Origin of the sequence: Micromonospora sp. BL4 (assembly GCF_003667505.1) — a bacterium.
Lineage (GTDB): Bacteria > Actinomycetota > Actinomycetes > Mycobacteriales > Micromonosporaceae > Micromonospora.
Window position 1 is genome coordinate 12,932 of sequence record NZ_RCVJ01000088.1, and the last position, 17,966, is coordinate 30,897.

The following is a 17,966-nucleotide window of genomic DNA, read 5'->3' on the forward strand; positions in this document are numbered from 1 at the left end:
GTGACCCATGTTCGACCAGTTCACAGTCGTCACCGATCCCGTCAGTGACTCCGTCGCACTCTCGGCCATCTTCGCCGTCCTACCCCTGCTCGCCCTCTTCGTCCTGCTCGGCGTGCTGAAGGTGAAGGCCTGGCTGGCCGGGCTGATCTCGCTCGCGGTCGCGCTGGTGGTGGCGGTCGCCGTCTACGCCATGCCCGTCGGGCAGGCCGTGCTGTCGGCCACCGAGGGCGCCGCCTTCGGCTTCTTCCCGATCCTGTGGATCGTCCTCAACGCCATCTGGGTCTACAACCTCACCGTGGAGAGCGGCCACTTCGACGTGCTGCGCCGCTCGTTCGAACGGGTCAGCCCCGACATGCGGATCCAGGCGATCATCATCGCGTTCTGCTTCGGCGCGCTGCTCGAGGCGCTGGCCGGCTTCGGCACCCCGGTCGCCATCACCGTGGTGATGCTGATGGCGCTCGGCTTCCGCCCGATCCACGCCGCCTCGGTGGCGCTGCTGGCCAACACCGCGCCGGTCGCGTTCGGCGCGCTCGCCACCCCGGTCGTCACCCTGGCCACCGTCACCAGCGGCGTCAACGACGACTCCCGGCTCACCGTGGACACGCTCGGCGCGATGATCGGCCGGCAGACGCCGATCCTCGCGGTGATCGTACCGCTGCTGCTGGTGGCCCTGGTGGACGGACGGCGCGGTATCCGGCAGACCTGGCCCGCCGCGCTGGTCGCCGGCGTGACCTTCGGCCTGGCGCAGTTCGTCGCCGCGAACTACATCTCCGTGCCGCTGACCGACATCGTCGCCGCGCTGGTGTCGGCCGCCGCCGTCGTGCTGCTGATCCGCGTCTGGCGCCCGGTCACCCCCGCCGACCTGGGCCGCGAGCCGGAGACGGCGAAGGTGCCCGCCGCCCGCGAGCCCGCCGAGGCCGAGCTTGCCGACCCCGGCGCCGTCCGCGCCACCGCCGGCCGCCGCTCCGGTACGACCACCGCCGCCGCACCCTCGCTCGACGGCCCGGGCGGCGAGACCCCACCGGGCGACCCGCTGGTCTCCCACGACAGTCCCGGCGAGCACCGGGACCCGGCCGACACCGGCCCGCAGCGGTCGCCCGCCCCCCGGCTCCCCGACACCCCGGCGGAGGTGCTCCGCGCCTACGCGCCGTACCTGATCATCATCGCGATCTTCTCCATCGCCAACCTCGGTCCGGTGAAGGACGCCCTGGCGAAGGAGCCCTGGACGGTGAAGTTCGCCTGGCCGGGCCTGGACATCCTCGGTGGCAACGGCAACCCGCTGTCGTCGGCCACGTTCACCCTCAACTGGCTGCCCGCCGCCGGCACGCTGATGATCCTCGCCGGGGTGCTCACCGCGTTGGTGCTGCGGGTCTCCGCCGGCCGGGCGCTGCGGGCCTACGGGCGCACCTACGTCGAGCTGCGCTACGCCATCGTCACGGTCATGGCGGTGCTCGCCCTGGCGTACGTGATGAACCAGTCCGGGCAGACCAACACCCTCGGCGCGTTCCTGGCCGCCGCCGGTGGGGCGTTCGTCTTCCTCTCGGCGATCCTCGGCTGGATCGGCGTGGCGGTGACCGGCTCGGACACCTCGGCCAACGCGTTGTTCGGGGCGTTGCAGGTGGAGACGGCGGCCCGCGCCGGGCTGGACCCGGTGCTGCTGGCCGCCGCCAACTCCTCCGGCGGGGTGCTGGGCAAGATGATCAGCCCGCAGAACCTGGCCATCGCCGCCGCCGCGGTCGGCATGGCCGGCCGGGAGGGGGAGATCTTCCGCAAGGTCTTCGGCTGGAGCCTGCTCCTGCTGCTGTTCATGTGCGTGCTGGTCGCGCTCCAGGGCTCGCCGGTCCTCGGCTGGATGGTGCCCTGATCCCGCCCGACGGTGGGCCGTCCCCGCCCGACGGTGGGCCGTCCCCGCCCGGGGACGGCCCACCGGCCGGCTAGCGCAGACGGGACTCGATCGCGTCGATGATGCGCGGACGCAGTTCGGCGGCACGGACCACCGCGTCCACCGAGCCGACCTCGACGGCCCGCTGGATGTTGTGCACCCGGTCGAACTCGGTGGCCACCTCGCCGAGCTTCTCCGCGCGTACCGAGGAGCGCAGCTCGTCGAGCTCGGCGGTCAGCGCGGCGCGTTCGGTGCCGGCCGCGGCCGCGACCCGGGCCTCCAGGTCCCGTACGCGGGGGTCGGCGGCCGTGCGGGCGTTGACGTCACCGGCGAACACCACGGCGGCGGCGGGAGCGCCACCGAGCACCGAGGCGAACGAGCCTTCCAGCGCGAGCACCGTCATGTTCGGGTTCAGCGCCTTCGAGAACACCACGAACGCACCGCCGTGGTACCGCGAGATCACGCAGAAGACGATGGGCCCCCGGAAGTTCACGATCGCCCGGCCGATCTCGGCCCCGTACTCCAGTTGGAGCTTGCGCATCGACTCGGGTGAGCCGTCGAAGCCCGACAGGTTCGCCAGCACCACCAGCGGCCGGTTGCCGCTGGCCGCGTTGATCGCCCGCGCGGCCTTCTTCGACGACCGCGGGAACAGCGTGCCCGCGGTGTACGTGTCCGGGCCGTCGGTGGGCGGGAAGCCGCGCCGCGGCACCGATCGCGACTCGATGCCGAGCAGGCACACCGGGATGCCACCGAGGTGCACATCCTGCACCACCGCGGTCTCCGCGTCGGCCATGCCCGCCCAGCGTTCCAGCACCGGGTGGTCCTGGTCGGAGAGCGCCCGCATCACCGTGCGGATGTCGAACGGCTTCTTGCGGTCCGGGTTGGACTCGGCGGAGAAGATCTCCCCGACGGTGCTGAACGCGCTGCCCGCCACATCGTGCGGGAAGGCGGAAATGTCGCGGTCCACCGGGTCGGTGGTGGTCGCCCGCCGGGGCGCGTCCTCGCCGGGCGCGACGTACGTGTGGTCGTAGTGCGACATCAACACGTCCCGCGCGGCGGTCAGGTTCGGCGCCCAGTACTGCGCCTGCCCGTTCGGCCCCATCACCCGGTCGTAGCCGCCGATACCGAAGTTGTCCTCGGCGGACACACCACCGGAGAAGTCGAGCGACTGCTTGCCGGTGAGCACCATCGCCGACTCCGGCGTCATCACCAGGACGCCCTTGGTGTGCATGAGCATCGTCGCCTCGGCGTTCCAGTACGGCTGCGCGCCGACGTTGATGCCCGCGACGACAATGTTGATCTCACCTCCGGCCTGGGTGAACTCGACGATCCGCTTGAGCGCCGCGGCCACCCAGTCCATGTTCTCCGTGCCGGAGGTCATGGAGATTCGGGCCCCGGCGGACAGCGCCCACCACTCCAGCGGCACACCCATCCGCTCCGCCAGGTCCAGCGCGGCGATCACGCGCCGGCACTCCGGCTCCGACAGGGCGCCCAACGACTTCGTCGGATCGCCGAGCAGCACGACCCGGGTGACGCCCTGCGGATGCCGCACCGTCGGCGTGGTGACCACCCCGGCGACGATCGCGGCGCCGTTGCGCCCCTTCGGCCGGTCCACCGGCACCAGCGCGTGGTGGTCGTCGAGGTCGTGCTCGACGAAGTCACCGAGCCGGCCGGTCAACTCGTACGGGTACACCGTGTTGCGGCTGCTCGCGCGCAGCACCTTCAACCGGTACTCGTCGAGCGGTTCGACCGGCTCCACCGGCGGCGCGCCGATGGCCAGCTCGGCGCCGCCCGCGGCGTCGAACGAGATCCGCACGGCGATCTTGGTCAGCTCGCCGGTCCGCCGGTCGCGCTGCCGCGCGATGAACAGGATCTCCTCCAGCCCGGCGCCCGCGGTCGTTGGGCGCACGCGCCCGGCGATCATCTCCATCTCCTCGCGGGTCAGCTCGCTCGGCGGCCACACGTAGATGACGATCCGGTTGGTGTTGAAGCGCGTCTTCGACGGTCGCCGGGACTGGGCGCGGCGGATCGAGTCGAGGCACGCGGCGACCGCGTCCTCGGTCGTCGGCAGCGCGACCAGCCGGCCGTCGTGCTCGCGCAGCTCGGTGAGGTCACGCACCTGCGCGAACGCGACGAGGCGCTCGTCCGACCGGTTCTCCCGCGCCACGGCCTGGAAGAGGTAGACCTCCTCGTCCGACGACGGCAGCCGGGTCAGGTCGAACTTGTGCAGCCGCTCCAGCTGCATCCGCTGCGCGATGTACGGGTGCAGGCCCCGAATCAGCCGGTCCTCGGTCATCCCCTCCCCGGACGGCCGGAAGGTGAAGTGGTGGTGCATCACCGCTCCGCCACGGCCCGCCACGGTGGTGGTGAGTCGGCGCACCCCGGACGGCAGCGGGTGCGCGCTGATGACCTCCAGCAGCGCCACCGCCATCGCGTCGAAGTCCTCCGGCTGGTTCTCCCAGCCGAGGTAGATGTCGGCGTCGACGGCGTCCTCGCCGCTCGCCAGCTCGGCGAGCCCGCGCAGCGCGCCGCCGAGCGCGTCGAAGCTGACCGCGGCGGAGACGACGCTCGAGTCCGCGCGCTCGGCGACCACGAACGCGCAGCCCGCGACCTCGCTGGTACGCACGCTGGTGAGCGCCTTGTTGCCGTAGTACCGCCGGGTCAGCACCTCCAGCATGACCGCGTTGTCGAGGTGGTCACGGACGAGCCGCTGGCCGAGCAGCCGTACCAGTGGCTCGGTGCTGCGTACCATCTCCGCGATGCGCTCGGCGCGGTCCGCCGCGTCCGGCTGCGCGTCCAGGTGACGCAGGTGCCCACGGACCTCGGCGTAGACGCGGGCGCGGTTGCGGCGCAGCAGGGGCTGGGCGAACCAGGCGAACACCACACCACGGGCGAGGTCGGCGACCGAGGGGAAGCGAACCTGGGTCGCCGCCACCAGCCGCTCCAGCGCGAGACCGGCGGGCTCGCGCAGTGTCTCGTCCGGCGGGGTCTCCCGCAGCCAGGCGCGCAGCAGCGTCGCGACGACCGTGGCGTCGGCGGCCGCGCGCTGCTGGGCCAGGAAGATCCGGAACACGGCGGATTCGAGCTCGGGGGAGCGTTCCAGGTCGGTGACTCCGTAGTGCCCGAGCGCCTTCGCGAGCTTGGCCTGGAAGGAGTCCGGCAGCCCGGCCCGCTCGACGTCGAGGCTCTGCAGGTAGGTGTGGAAGTACTCGCGGGCGCTACGCGCGTGTGCGCCGCCGTCCTCACCCGTCGGCCGGTTGCGGCTCAGCTCGGTGAGGTCGGCGAACACGTCGATGAGGTCGAGCTCCTCGGCCAGCGGCCGGTGGCCCGCCTCGGTGGCCTCGCGCCGGGCGGTGAGGTAGTCGTCGAGCACGCGACGGTCGTCGTGCGGGTCGACGTCGAAACCGAGCAGCAGACCGCGCAGGTCCTCCTGGCCGCGCCCGCTGCGCAGGTACGCCGGAACGGTCTCGGCGGTGGCGGGCAGGTCCAGCTCGACGGCGACGGCGGCCGGGTCGTCCGCGGTCTCGGCGGCGTTGTCGGCGAGCGGCTCCAGCCGCAGCAGCGGCGCGCCGGCCTCCACCTGGCTGCCCACGGAGACCGCGCACTCCTTCAGCCGCGCCTTGAACGGCGCCCGCAGCACCGTCTCCATCTTCATGGCCTCCAGCACCAGCACGGGCGCGCCCGCCTCGACCTCGGCGCCCACCTCCAGCGGGGTGGCGACGACCAGCGCCGGCATGGGGGAGCGCAGGACGCCGCCCTCGTCCCGGCTGACCCGGTGGGTCACGCCGTCCACCTCGACCAGATGCGTAGGGCCGTGCGTGCCGGTGAGCAGGCGGAACCGGGCGCCGTTGACGACGATCTGGCCGGTGTGCCGGTCGAAGCGGTCCAGCTCGACGTCGGCGGTGCGCACCTCGGCGCCCACTTCGATGCCGACGCGGAACCGGTGCGCGCCGACCCGCGCCACGCGCATGCGGTAGGTGACCCCGCGCAGCTTGAGGTCCAGCGGCCGGCCGCTCTTGTGCTGCACCTGGGGGCGCCCACCGGAAGCCGTCGACAGCAGCCGCTGCCGCTCGACGCGCTCCTCCTCCTCGTACGCCTCGATGGCGGCGGCCGCCAACGCGACCCCGGAGTGCCGGTGCGCGACGAGCCGGCCCTCGCCACGGACACGGTCGATCCAGCCGGTGTCCGCGCTGGCGTCGATCACCTCGGGCTGGTCGAGCAGGTCGAGCACGAAGCTCTTGTTCGTCGCGCCGCCCTCGATGATCACGGTGGTGTTCGCCATCGCCCGGCGCAGCTTGCCGAGGGCCTCGGCACGGTCACGGCCGTACGCGATGATCTTCGCGATCATCGAGTCGAAGTCGGCCGGGATGGTGTCACCCTCGCTGACGCCGGTGTCCACCCGGATGCCCGGGCCGCTGGGCAGGTCGAGCCGCGCGATGCGGCCCGGCGACGGCGCGAAGTCGCGGTCCGGGTCCTCGGCGTTGAGCCGGGCCTCGATGGCATGTCCGCGCTCCACCGGCGGCGTGCCGTCCAGCCGGCCGCCTGAGGCGACGTGCAGCTGCGCCTTGACCAGGTCGAACCCGGTGGTCAGCTCGGTGATCGGGTGCTCGACCTGTAGCCGGGTGTTGACCTCCAGGAACGCGAACAGGTGATCGCCGGGGTGGTAGAGGAACTCGACGGTCGCCGCGCCGCGGTAACCGACCGCCAGGGCCAGCCGCTCGGCCGACGCCTTCAGCTCGGCCGTCTGCGCCGGGCTGAGCACCGGCGACGCCGACTCCTCGATGACCTTCTGGTTGCGCCGCTGCACCGAGCAGTCGCGGACTCCGAGCGCCCAGGCGGTGCCCTGGCCGTCGGCGATCACCTGGACCTCCACGTGCCGGGCACCGGTGACCAGGCGCTCCAGGAACACGATGCCGCTGCCGAATGCCCGCGCCGCCTCCTGGCTGGTGCGCTCGTACGCGTCGTCGAGCTCGGCCTCGCTGGTGATCACGCGGATACCGCGCCCGCCGCCGCCCGCGGTCGCCTTCAGCATCAACGGGTAGCCGATCTCGGCCGCCGCGGCCCGGGCGGCGGTCAGAGTCTCGACGGCGCCGCGGCTCCAGGGCGCGACCGGTACGCCGACCTCCTCGGCGATCAGCTTCGAGCCGATCTTGTCACCGAGCTGGCGCATGGCTTCCGCGTTCGGCCCGACGAACGTGACGCCGATCTTCTCGCACAGCTCCGCGAACGCCGGGTCCTCGGCGACGAAACCCCAACCGACCCACGCCGCGTCGGCCCCGGTCTCGGTCAGGGCGCGCTCCAGCACGGCGAGATTGAGGTACGGGCGGGTGGACGCCGGACCGAGGTCGTAGGCGATGTCCGCCTCGCGCACGAAGGTGGCGGTGCGGTCGACGTCGGTGTAGAGGGCGACCGTCTCGATCCGGACGCCGGTCTCCGCGGCCAGCTCTCGGACCGCGTGGATGAGGCGCATGGCGGCCTCACCACGGTTGACGATGGCGACACGGTTGAACACCCGACTGACCCCTTTGGTAGACCTGTGACCTGCGCGCCGCGAGACGACAGCTCCCGGCAGTGATCACCCTTCCGTCTGATGGCGGGCAGCGCCATGACGCAATCACCGAACCGCCCGCCCCTCTGTTGTAGGAAACCACCAAAAGTTTTTGGCTGCCAGGCGGCATCGGGGCAGTGAGCCCCGGCACGGGCGCCTTTCGCGTCGTACCGTGAGCGGGCAGCTACCAAGAGTAGGTAGCTTGATCGGCCGGGACACGGGCGCTCGCCCGCCACCTGGCTCGCCACCACACTCGGGAGGCACGGTTTGCCGTTCGACGCGAGCGAGTACGGCCGGCGCGTACCGGCCGACGTCTACGACGAAGCCTTCGCGCACCTGGACCCGACGTCGGCGGTCGAGCGGCTCGTGCAGCTCGCGGACGGTGGCCCGGTCTGCGAGTTCGGGGTGGGCACCGGCCGGCTGGCCCTGCCACTGCAGGAACGCGGGCTGACCGTCGCGGGCGTGGAAGGGTCCCCGGTGATGGCCGCCCGACTAAGGGAGAAGCCGGGTGGGGAACGGATCGAATTGGCCATCGGCGACTTCGCCGCGACCCGGGTGCCGGGCGAGTTCGCTCTGGTGCTGCTCGCGTTCAACACGATCTTCGCGCTGCCGGACCAGGCCACGCAGGTCGCGTGCTTCCGCAACGCCGCCGCGCACCTGCGCCCCGGTGGCCGCTTCGTCGTCGAGGCCTGGGTGCCGGACCTGGCCGCGTTCCGGGCCGGCGCGGCGCTGCGGCCGGTCCAGGTAGCGCAGGACGCGGTCATGCTGGAGGCGGCGCTGCTGCACCCGGCCGAGCAGCGGATGACCACCACCAAGGTCCGGCTCACCGGAACGGGGGTCGACCTGCTGCCCGCCAACCACCGCTACGCCTGGCCCGCCGAACTCGACCTGATGGGCCAGCTGGCGGGGATGGCCCGGGAACACCGGTGGGAGGACTGGACGGGCAGGCCCTTCACCGACGGCAGCCGGGATCACGTGTCGGTCTACCGGCGGACGTGAATCACCGCTGCGACAGTCGGTCGGCCAGCGTGGCGCGCAGGTCCTCGATGCCGGCGCCGGTCACCGCCGAGACCGCAACCGCGTCCGGGTGGACGCGCTGCAGCGCCAGCACCGACTCCGGCGGCGCCACGTCGATCTTGTTGAGCACCAGTAGCTCGGGAACCGAACCCGCCCCGATCTCGTGCAGCACCCCGTGGACGGTGGTGATCTGGTCCAGGGCGTCCGGGGCCGAGGCGTCGACCACGTGCATCGTCAGGTCGCTGCGGGTGACCTCCTCCAACGTCGAGCGGAACGCGTCGACGAGCTGGTGGGGCAGGTGACGGACAAAGCCGACGGTGTCGACGACGGTGTAGGTGAGCTCGCCGGTGCCGATCCGGCGCACGGTCGGGTCGAGGGTGGCGAACAGGACGTCCTGCACCTCGGCATTCGCCCCCGTGAGCCGGTTGAGCAGGGCGGACTTCCCGGCGTTGGTGTAGCCGGTGATGGAGACCGAGGGCACCCGGTTGCGGGCCCGCCGACCCCGGCTCCGCTCACGCCTCCGAGCCAACTCGGAGGCGTTGCGGCGCAGCCGGGTGGCCCGCTGACGCAGCGTCCGGCGCTGGGTCTCCAACCGCATCTCACCGGGACCACGTACGCCCATGCCGGCGCCGCCGGCCATTCGCCCACCACCGACGCGCGACATGGCCCGGCCGTCGCCGCGTAGTCGGGGCAACTGGTACGCGATCTGCGCCAGCTCCACCTGGACCCGACCCTCGCTGGTACGCGCGTGCTCGGCGAAGATGTCCAGGATCAGCGCGGTGCGGTCGACGACCCGAACTCCGACCCGTTCCTCCAGGTTGCGTACCTGCCCAGGGCTCAGCTCACCGTCGGCGATCACGACGTCCGCGTGTGTGCGCTCGGCCAGGGCGGTCAACTCATCGACCTTTCCCGAGCCCACATAGGTGCCCGGATCGGGTCGGCTGCGGTTCTGCACCACCTCGTCGGCGACGGTCAGGCCGTCGGTGTCGGCCAACCGGCGCAGCTCGTTCAGGGACGTCTGCGTGCCCGGTCCGCTGTCGCCCGCCCCGTCCTCCTGACGGACCGCCACCAGCACCGCCGTCGGGCGTTCACCCGGCGCGCCGGCACCGGAGCCCAACAACCAGGATCCCGCCATCGTCCACCTCGCCTCGTCTCGGTGCGCTCGATCTACCCGCGGTGCTGCCGGACATGCGGGCCGGGAGCCGGGCCGCCGCCGAGGCGGGTCGTTGTCGACCGCCGGCCCGGCCGAGCGGCGTGGCGACGAATGAGCAACGACCCGTCGGGTACGCGGACGGAGCCCGGACACGACCAGGAGAGGGTGACTGCGATGAAGGTCAGGAACTCACTGCGCGGGTTGAAGAACAAGATGAACTCGATCGTGGTACGCCGCCGCGGCCGGACTTTCGTGATCAACAAGTCCGATCGGCGTCAGAAGGCGCGCCAGGGCTGAGAGCCGGCAGGCAGGATCGCCCAGCACCGCACGGGGTGCCGGCGGTGCTGGACGACCCTGCACCGCACGGGGTGCCGGCGGTGTCCCGGAACGGGGTCGCCACTGCACCTCGACGGGAGGTGACCATGACGGGATTCGACAATTGTCGTGCGCGCCGCTGTTCCTCGGTCCGAGCGGACGGGCCCTGACGTGTCCTGGCTGGCCGGGATGCCCGGCGCGCTCCAGCAGCGCCTGATCAATCCGATCGTTCGGCGCGCGTGGGACTGGAAGCTCCCGATCCCTGGCGATGCCCTATTGGAGACGACCGGACGGCGTACGGGACAGCGGCGGTACACCCCGGTGTGTGACGGCCTGGACGGTGACGTCTTCTGGCTGGTCTCGCAGCGGGGGCGCCGTGCCGACTGGGTACGGAACGTCGAGGCCGATCCCCGTGTCCGGGTCAAGGTGGGCGGCGGGCCGCACGCACGCTGGCGGGCCGGAACCGCGCGGGTGTTGCGGGACGACGACCCCCGCGAGCGGCAGCGGATCCTCGCGGGGCGTGGTCTCCTGCGCCGGATCTGCCTGCGCACGTCGAAGGCGATGAACGCGAGCCCGCTGACGGTACGCATCGATCTGGATCCAGCCTGATCCTCCGCCGGGCGTGCCGCCCAGGACGGTTCCGCCCTCGGGCTTCCCAACCTCATCTTCCCGGTCGGCCGGCGGGAGCCGCATCCGCCTGATCTGCTGGGAGGTGTGCGGGCCGACCCCTCAACGGCTCGACGTCGGGCGACGGCCGTCCGGTACGGCGCCGACAAACTCACGAGGGGTGATCATGGGAAGAACCACCATTGGTGTCCGGTCGGTGACCGACAGCCTGGGAATCGAGCGGGCCGGGCAGGACCGCGGCTCGGAGGGGCTGGCCCGGTTCCTGGGCTGGCTCAGCCTCGGTCTGGGAGTGACCGCCCTCGCGCGCCGCGAGCAGGTCAGCCGGCTGACCGGAGTCGACGACTCGCCCGTCGCGCGCCAGGTGCTGGCGGCGGCGGGGATCCGCGAGCTGGGCCATGCCGCCGTGCTGCTGATCCCACGGCGCGCGAGGTGGGGCGCGTGGACCCGGGTCGCCGGCGACGTGCTGGACCTCGCCGTTGCCGGCCAGGCGATGAAGGGGCGGCGTGGCGAACGGCGCCAGCGCCTCACGTACACGACCTGGGCGTTGGCCGGGATCACCGCCGTGGACGTCTACACCGCGGTGCGGGCCACCCGTGGGCGTCGGGGGCGGGACGCCAACCGGGTGTACGGATCGGTGACCGTCAACCGCAGCACCGCGGAGGCCTACCGGTTCTGGCACGACTTCGAGAACCTGCCGCGCTTCATGTCCCACCTCCAGTCGGTGCAGACCACGGGCGACCGACGGTCGCGCTGGACGGCGAAGGCGCCGGCCGGTCGGAAGGTCACCTGGGACGCGGAGATCGTCGACGACCGCCCGGGCGAGCTGATCACGTGGCGCTCTGTCGACGGTGCACGAGTGCCCAACTCCGGCTCGGTGCGCTTCGTCCCGGCGGCCGGTGGACGCGGCACCGAGGTACGGGTCGAGCTCGGCTACCGGGTACCCGGAGGCATGTTCGGCGCGCGGGTCGCCAAGCTGTTCGGCGAGAACCCGCAGCAGCAGGTCTGCGACGACCTGCGCAGGTTCAAGCAGGTGATCGAGACCGGCGAGATCACCCGCTCGGACGGCAGCCCGGACGGCAGCACCGTCCACCAACAGCTGAAGCAGCGCCCGGCGCAGCCGCTGGCGACGCGCGGGTCGGGCAGGTAGGGGGAGCCATGCGAGCGAACTGCTGGATGGCACCGAACAACCTGGCCGTCAAGAACGTCCCCGACCCGCAGATCCTCAACCCGCGCGACGCCATCGTGCGGATCACCTCGTCCGCTATCTGCGGCTCCGACCTGCATCTTCTGCACGGGTACATCCCGGCGATGAAGAAGGGCGACGTGCTCGGTCACGAGTTCATGGGTGAGGTCGTGGAGCTGGGTCCGGGCGTACGGGACGGCCTGAGCCTCGGTGACCGGGTGGTGGTGGCCTTCCCGATCGCCTGCGGCAACTGTGCTTCCTGCGAGCAAGGCCTCTACTCGATCTGCGAGAACTCCAACCCCAACGCGGCGATCGCGGAGAAGGTCATGGGCCACTCGCCCGCCGGCATCTTCGGCTACTCGCACCTGCTCGGCGGCTACGCGGGCGGTCAGGCCGAGTACGCCCGGGTGCCCTACGCCGACGTCGGGACCATCAAGATCGAGGACGACCTGGCGGACGAGCAGGTGCTGTTCCTGTCCGACGTGCTGCCCACCGGCTACATGGCCGCCGAGATGTGTGACATCAAGCGCGGCGACACCATCGCGATCTGGGGTGCCGGGCCGATCGGCCAGTTCGCTGCGGCCAGCGCCCTCCTGCTGGGAGCGGAACGGGTCATCGTCATCGACCGGTTCCCCTACCGGCTACGAATCGCACGGGAGAACACCGGCGCGGAGACGATCAACTACGAGCAGACCGACGTCCTGGACGCCCTGCGGGAGATGACGGCCGGCCGCGGACCGGACGCCTGCATCGACGCGGTCGGCATGGAGGGACACCACGCGTCGGCGGCGCTGCACGCGTACGACAAGGCCAAGCAGGCGACGAAGACGGAGACCGATCGGCCACACGCGCTGCGGGAGGCGGTGTTGAGCTGCCGCAACGGCGGCACGATCTCCGTAATCGGCGCCTACGGCGGCTTCATCGACAAGTTCCCGATGGGCTCGTTCATGAACCGGTCGCTGACCATGCGGTCCGGGCAGGCGCACGTTCAACGCTACATGCGGCCGCTGCTGGAACGGATCCGCAAGGGCGAGATCGACCCGACCTTCATCATCACGCACACGATGGGGCTGGAGGACGCCCCGCACGGCTTCGACATCTTCAAGAACAAGCAGGACGAGTGCCTGAAGGTGGTCCTCAAGACGTAGCGCCGGGGCGCCAGCACGAGGGAGCGCGGCGGGCCTGGCCGACGGGCTCGCCGCCCCTCACTGACTGGCCCGTCCCGCCGCTTCCGTACCGGGCTTCAGTGGCCGCGGTAGAGGGCGTCGACGTCGGCGGCGAAACGGGACTGGACCACCTCACGCTTGATCTTGAGTGTCGGTGTGAGTTCGCCATCGGCCTCGGTGAGATCCCGGGGGAGGATGCGGAAGGTCTTGATCTTTTCGGCCCGGGACACCGTCTCGTTGGCCTCGTCGATGGCGGCCTGGATCTCCTTGCGCAGGTCGGGGCTGTCCCGTTGGTCCGCCACCGACGCGTGGGGACGGCCGTGGCTGGCTGTCCACCGCTCCCAGGCCTGCGGGTCGATGGTGATCAGCGCAGAGACGTATGGCTGGTCGTCGCCGATCAGGATGCACTGACTGACGAGGGGATGGGCGCGGATGCGGTCCTCGACCGGGGCGGGGGCGAGGTTCGTTCCTCCCGCCGTCACGATGATCTCTTTGGTGCGGCCGGTGATGCGCAGGAAGCCGTCGTCGTCGAGGCTGCCCTGGTCCCCGGTGCGCAGCCACCCGTCCGCGGTGAAGGTGTCCCGGGTGGCGTCGGGGTTGTTCCAGTAGCCGGCGAACACCATCTCCCCGCGTGCGATGACCTCCGCGTCGTCGGCGATGCGGATCTCCACGCCGGGTATCGGACGGCCGACCGTACCGATCCGCATCGCGGACGGCAGGTTCAGCGTCAACGCCGGTGACGTCTCGGTCAGCCCGTACCCTTCCAGCGCCGTCAGGCCGGCGCCGCGGAAGAAATGACCGAGCCGCTCCCCGAGCGGGGCGCCACCGACGATCGCGGTGCGACAGCGTCCCCCCAGCGTGGCCCGCAGCTTGCGATAGACGATCAGGTCGAACACCCTGCGCGCCAGCCGCAGCGGTCCTCCCGGCCCCGGCGGTGTGTCCAGGGCTCGGCTGTAGCGCACCGCGACGGCGTCCGCGATTCTGAACAGCCATTCCTGGTGTGCGTCGGCCGCCTTCTCCCGTGTCTGGGTGTGCATCTTCTCGAACACCCTCGGCACGGCGAGGATGAAGGTGGGGCGGTGCTGCTGTAGTTGCCCGAGTACGCCGGACATGTTGGAACTGTGCACCAGGGTGGCGCGGGTGAGCACCATGCCGACCTGGATCAGGCGGGCGAACGCGTGCGCCAACGGCAGGAACAGCACCGTCGACGCCCCCGGATGCAACAGCTCCGGCAGTACGGCGGTGGCGTTGCCGATGTCGCAGTAGATGTTGCGGTGCGTCAGCACACAGCCCTTCGGTCGGCCGGTCGTGCCACTGGTGTAGACGATCGTCGCCACGTCGCTGCCCGTGACCGCCGTGCGGCGCACGTCCACCTGGGCGTCGTCGACGCTCCGACCCTGACCGGCCAGCGCCACCAGGTCGCCGCCGTCGATCCGCCACACCTGACGCAGCGCGGGCAGACCAGCGCGTCGGTCGGCGAGCATCGCGGCGTGCTTGTCGGTTTCGACCACACATCCCACCGCGCCGGAGTCCGTGAGAATCCATTCCATCTGCTCCGGGCTGGACGTGTCGTAGATCGGGACGGTGACGGCCCCGATCGACCACAGCGCATAGTCGACGAGCGTCCACTCGTAGCGGGTGCGACTCATCAACCCGACCCGGTCCCCGTGCCCGATCCCGGCGTCGATGAAGCCGCGGGCGAGAGCGAGCACGTCACCGCGGAACTGGGCGCACGTCACGGGCACGTCCCCGCGTGCCGACGGCCCCGCCGGCCAGGCCGGGGAGACCGGGGACGGGCGCAGAAACTGCACCCCTTCGGGATCCTGACGCGCGTTGTCCCACACCATGTCCGCCAGGCCCGGCGAGGCGGCCCCCGTGACCACCGGCGCAACCGACATCTCCCGCACGTTCGCCGCACCCCCTCCATCACCGGAGCCCGCCTGGCACCGAAGCGGCTACGCGGTCATGATGACCGCACCGGCGGTCACGACGACGGTGAACGAAGAAACCGCCGCTCGCGCCGCCGTCCCGTGCGATGAATCAGGCGGTGACCGCTGCGGAGCCACCACGGCGGCGCTTCAGGTCGCGGACGGTTCGTGGATGGTGACGGTCCGGCGGTCGCCCACCATCAGGGTGCGCCCGATCCCGAGCATCCAGAGGATCGTGTACGCGATCACCGTCGGGTTCTTCACGCTCACCAGCACGGAACTCACCAGATTCTGCCACTCGTCCGGCACCAAGAGAGCGATGGCGGCGGTGGGCAGGATGTCGAGCACCACGAAGGCAGCCGCCAGGACGAGGAACTGGAACCAGAAGTCGCGTACCCGCTCGTTGATTCCTGCGGTCAGCCGTAGCCAGCGCTCACCAAGGGTCAGGTTGGCCAGGCCGGGTTCCCGGAACGCCAGCCGGAGCACGACGTAGACCAGGAGCAACCGGGCGAGCCCGGTGAGGATTTCGCCGCCGATCTGGGCGGCGGCCGGCAGGTCGTCGCTGTAGCGGACCGCGATGAACCGCTGCACGGTGGGGATCATCGACAGGCCGAACACGATCCAGAAGTGTCGGGCGTAGAAGTGCGTCGCCCACCGCAAAGCCGCCCAGCTGAGTGCGAGCCCCGTCCGCATGACGCTGCCCTCCGGTCGCTATACTCCAGAGAAATGAACTATCTCTGATAGTGAACTATCCATCAGGCTGAAGCAATGGGTGAGAGCGTGACAGATTACGGCTGGGAGTTGAGCACGGCGGTCGTGCTGTTTCACGAGGCGATCGCGCGACGACTCGGCCTGAACGCCGCCGAGCACAAGGCCCTGGGGCTGATCATGCGCGCCGGCCCGCTGCCGACCGGTGCCCTGGCACCTCAACTCGGGGTCGGCGTCAGCGCCGTCACCGGGATCGTCGATCGGCTCGAACAGGCCGGCTACGTTCGCCGGGAGCCGGACCCGAGCGACCGGCGGCGGGTGCTGGTCGTCGCGGATCCATCCCGGGCCCCCGACCTCACCGGCATCTTCGCCGACCTGAGCCGGGAGATGAACGCCTTCATGAGCCGGTACGACGAACGACAGATGGCCACGGTGGTCGACTACATCGAAAACACGGTGCGGGTGCTCCGATCCCAGACCGCACGGCTCACCGGCGAGGGGAGCAACGGGCCGGACCGACCCCGCTGAACGTGCGTCCCGCGGGGCCGACGGCAGCACCGCCGGCCTGCTACTTCACCTTTCGAGTCGATCGGGCCACGATGTCCTCGTACTGCGGGTGCTTGACCAGCCACTCGGCGAGGAACGGGCAGAGCGGCACGACGGTCCGGCCCCTGGCACGCGCGTCGTCCATGACCGCGCGAGCCAGGGTCGAGCCGACGCCCTTGCCCTCGAACTCCGGATCGACCTCAGTGTGGGTGTAGACGATGATGGCGCCGGTCAGCTGGTAGGTGACCACTCCGGCGACCACGCCCGCCTCGTCGCGCGCCTCGAATCGCTCCCGCGCCGGCGCGTCTGTCACGGTGAACTGCACCGGACCATCCAACCACGCTGTCAGCCGACCGGCCCGTGAGCATGATTACGCCGGCTGGCAGCGCCGTGATCGGCACGAGGCCGGCGACATCGCGGTGTCCGGACGGGTGGGATGCCCGACATCGGTGATCTCGTGTTGACCTTGCCGCGATCGGGTTCGGCGGACCGAGCGGGCCCGATCCGACGTCGTGAGCGGTCAGCTGGCGCGGGACTCAGCGAGCGCGAGCAGCTGCAGGGTGGCGCGGATGTGCTGCCTGTCGGCGGCGGAGGTGCGGGGGTCGGCGAGTCGGTCGCGGATGGCGGCGATGTGTGCCTCCGCCCTCGGATCCGTCAGGGGCGGGGAGGGCTGCGGTACGTCCGCCGGCGGCGGGGTGAGGGCGCGCAGCGCCGCGCCGAGCGGTACGTCCAGGACCGCGCAGAACGCGCGCACCTTGGGGAGCTCCGGGTGGTGCTGCCACTCGCCTGACAGCCACCGAAAGACGGTGGAGCGGCTGACGCCGCTGCGAGTCGCCACCTCGGCGACCGACCAACCGCGCTCGTCGCGGGCGGCCTCGACCGCTTGGCGGACGAACCGCGCGAACGCTGCCTGCGCGGTTGCCGGCGTCTCACCCATGTCTGGCCGTCGCTTCCCCCGTGGTCGATGCTCAGGCTAACCGCCATGTCCGACAGTCGCCATCTGGCGTTGCGCTCCGGCGCCGTCTGACCACCGGTGGTCACCGTAGTGGACGCCGGCGGACAGCCTTCTGGACGTCCTGACCATGCTGGCCGCTGACACCCGACTCAGCCCGGTGCCGGTGGATCCACACACGGTTGAGGTCGTCGGCTTGGCGCTGGTGCCGGGGCGTGATGTTGCGATCGGCCGGCATGTCCAGGCCGAGGAAATCCAGGATCCCGTACGTGGTGGAGAGCATGTCCTCATCCAGCTCCTCGTAGCGGACGATGTGCGGGCGCACGCCGGCCGCGGAGAACCACGCCTGCCATCCGGCGTTGTGCTCCTCGATCGTCTGGATCAGGGCGTCGATCCCGTCCGTGTCGAAGGTCGGCTCCTGACCGGTGCGGTCGCCGCCGCTGATCTCGCCGTTGCCGCCGATGTACCAGACCTGGGTCTGCTCGGCCCGCAGCCAGGACACCGCCTGGGCCAGCACGTCGTCACGCCGCAGATACACGAACCGGGTACGGCCGAACGCCCGTTCCAGCAACGCGACGTCCTGGCCGGCGAGGTCGGGGTGGGCCCTGCCGAGCTTGTCGACCAGCTCGTCGAGCGTGCCCCACATCAGCTTCGCGCCGAACACGCCGTTGTCGGTGCGGCCGGCGTCACGTGCCGCGCGCACGTAGGCCGCGTAGTCGAGGCCACCGTCAGCGGTGCGGGGGATCTGCCATCGCTCGGCCCACAGCGGCTCGTCCGGAGCGCGAAAGTACGCCTGCGGGTGGCCGGCGACACCCGTGGACTCCAGCAACCCCAGGAGCAGCGAACTGCCGGTGCGCGGGGTGCCGCAGATGAAATAGGAGTCGACCCGATCCCGGGCGTTCGGTGGCATAGGCACGAACCAACCGCGTCGGGGGGATGGT

At 71.1% G+C, this 17,966-nt stretch carries 14 protein-coding genes; 7 read left to right on the forward strand and 7 right to left on the reverse strand.

The genetic code is table 11. The annotated features are described in order from the left end of the window. Positions 1-7: 7 nt before the first annotated feature. The gene (locus tag EAD89_RS08260; RefSeq protein ID WP_121675313.1) at positions 8-1,864 is read left to right on the forward strand and encodes an L-lactate permease; all 1,857 of its coding nucleotides are present in this window, start codon (positions 8-10) and stop codon (positions 1,862-1,864) included. Positions 1,865-1,934: 70 nt separating this feature from the next. On the opposite strand, the gene EAD89_RS08265 is transcribed toward EAD89_RS08260, so the two are convergent. Then, positions 1,935-7,394, reverse strand: coding sequence for a carboxyl transferase domain-containing protein (locus EAD89_RS08265; protein ID WP_121675314.1), 5,460 nt, complete (start codon positions 7,392-7,394; stop codon positions 1,935-1,937). 303 nt (positions 7,395-7,697) lie between these two features. On the opposite strand from EAD89_RS08265, the gene EAD89_RS08270 reads away from it, so the two are divergent. Further along, complete coding sequence (locus EAD89_RS08270) at positions 7,698-8,429, forward strand: class I SAM-dependent methyltransferase (RefSeq protein ID WP_121675315.1); 732 nt, start codon at positions 7,698-7,700, stop codon at positions 8,427-8,429. 1 nt (position 8,430) lies between these two features. Here EAD89_RS08270 and hflX read toward each other — a convergent pair whose 3' ends face one another. Beyond that, positions 8,431-9,582 carry a GTPase HflX gene (gene hflX, locus EAD89_RS08275; protein ID WP_121675316.1) on the reverse strand — a complete coding sequence of 384 codons (1,152 nt, stop codon included), beginning with the start codon at positions 9,580-9,582 and terminating at the stop codon, positions 8,431-8,433. A gap of 192 nt (positions 9,583-9,774) precedes the next feature. On the opposite strand from hflX, the gene EAD89_RS08280 reads away from it, so the two are divergent. The 4 genes from EAD89_RS08280 to EAD89_RS08295 all read left to right on the forward strand — a co-directional run bounded on the left by EAD89_RS08280 (position 9,775) and on the right by EAD89_RS08295 (position 12,873). Next, complete coding sequence (locus tag EAD89_RS08280; protein WP_074311439.1) at positions 9,775-9,897, forward strand: ribosomal protein bL36; 123 nt, start codon at positions 9,775-9,777, stop codon at positions 9,895-9,897. 189 nt (positions 9,898-10,086) lie between these two features. Continuing rightward, positions 10,087-10,524, forward strand: a complete 438-nt coding sequence (locus tag EAD89_RS08285; protein WP_199733444.1) for a nitroreductase/quinone reductase family protein — start codon at positions 10,087-10,089, stop codon at positions 10,522-10,524. A 214-nt stretch (positions 10,525-10,738) separates the two neighbouring features. Next, the gene (locus EAD89_RS08290; RefSeq protein WP_233578338.1) at positions 10,739-11,689 is read left to right on the forward strand and encodes an SRPBCC family protein; all 951 of its coding nucleotides are present in this window, start codon (positions 10,739-10,741) and stop codon (positions 11,687-11,689) included. An 8-nt stretch (positions 11,690-11,697) separates the two neighbouring features. After that, on the forward strand, positions 11,698-12,873 hold the full coding sequence (locus EAD89_RS08295) for a zinc-dependent alcohol dehydrogenase (RefSeq protein ID WP_121657086.1): 1,176 nt from the start codon (positions 11,698-11,700) through the stop codon (positions 12,871-12,873). Between the two features lie 95 nt (positions 12,874-12,968). Here EAD89_RS08295 and EAD89_RS08300 read toward each other — a convergent pair whose 3' ends face one another. Together EAD89_RS08300 and EAD89_RS08305 are read right to left on the reverse strand one after the other, a co-directional pair. Next, the gene (locus EAD89_RS08300; RefSeq protein WP_121675317.1) at positions 12,969-14,798 is read right to left on the reverse strand and encodes a long-chain fatty acid--CoA ligase; all 1,830 of its coding nucleotides are present in this window, start codon (positions 14,796-14,798) and stop codon (positions 12,969-12,971) included. A gap of 171 nt (positions 14,799-14,969) precedes the next feature. Then, complete coding sequence (locus EAD89_RS08305; protein WP_121675318.1) at positions 14,970-15,512, reverse strand: hypothetical protein; 543 nt, start codon at positions 15,510-15,512, stop codon at positions 14,970-14,972. A 75-nt stretch (positions 15,513-15,587) separates the two neighbouring features. Between EAD89_RS08305 and EAD89_RS08310 the strand changes: the two genes are divergently transcribed. After that, positions 15,588-16,055, forward strand: a complete 468-nt coding sequence (locus EAD89_RS08310; protein ID WP_121675319.1) for a MarR family transcriptional regulator — start codon at positions 15,588-15,590, stop codon at positions 16,053-16,055. A 40-nt stretch (positions 16,056-16,095) separates the two neighbouring features. On the opposite strand, the gene EAD89_RS08315 is transcribed toward EAD89_RS08310, so the two are convergent. The 3 genes from EAD89_RS08315 to EAD89_RS08325 form a co-directional block, all read right to left on the reverse strand. Beyond that, complete coding sequence (locus EAD89_RS08315; protein ID WP_121657090.1) at positions 16,096-16,398, reverse strand: GNAT family N-acetyltransferase; 303 nt, start codon at positions 16,396-16,398, stop codon at positions 16,096-16,098. Positions 16,399-16,593: 195 nt separating this feature from the next. Then, positions 16,594-17,010 (reverse strand): helix-turn-helix transcriptional regulator, encoded by a 417-nt coding sequence (locus tag EAD89_RS08320; RefSeq protein WP_121657091.1) that lies wholly within the window; start codon positions 17,008-17,010, stop codon positions 16,594-16,596. A 100-nt stretch (positions 17,011-17,110) separates the two neighbouring features. After that, entirely contained in the window at positions 17,111-17,935 is an 825-nt protein-coding gene (locus EAD89_RS08325) for a Stf0 family sulfotransferase (RefSeq protein WP_121675320.1), read from the reverse strand. Positions 17,936-17,966 lie beyond the last annotated feature (31 nt).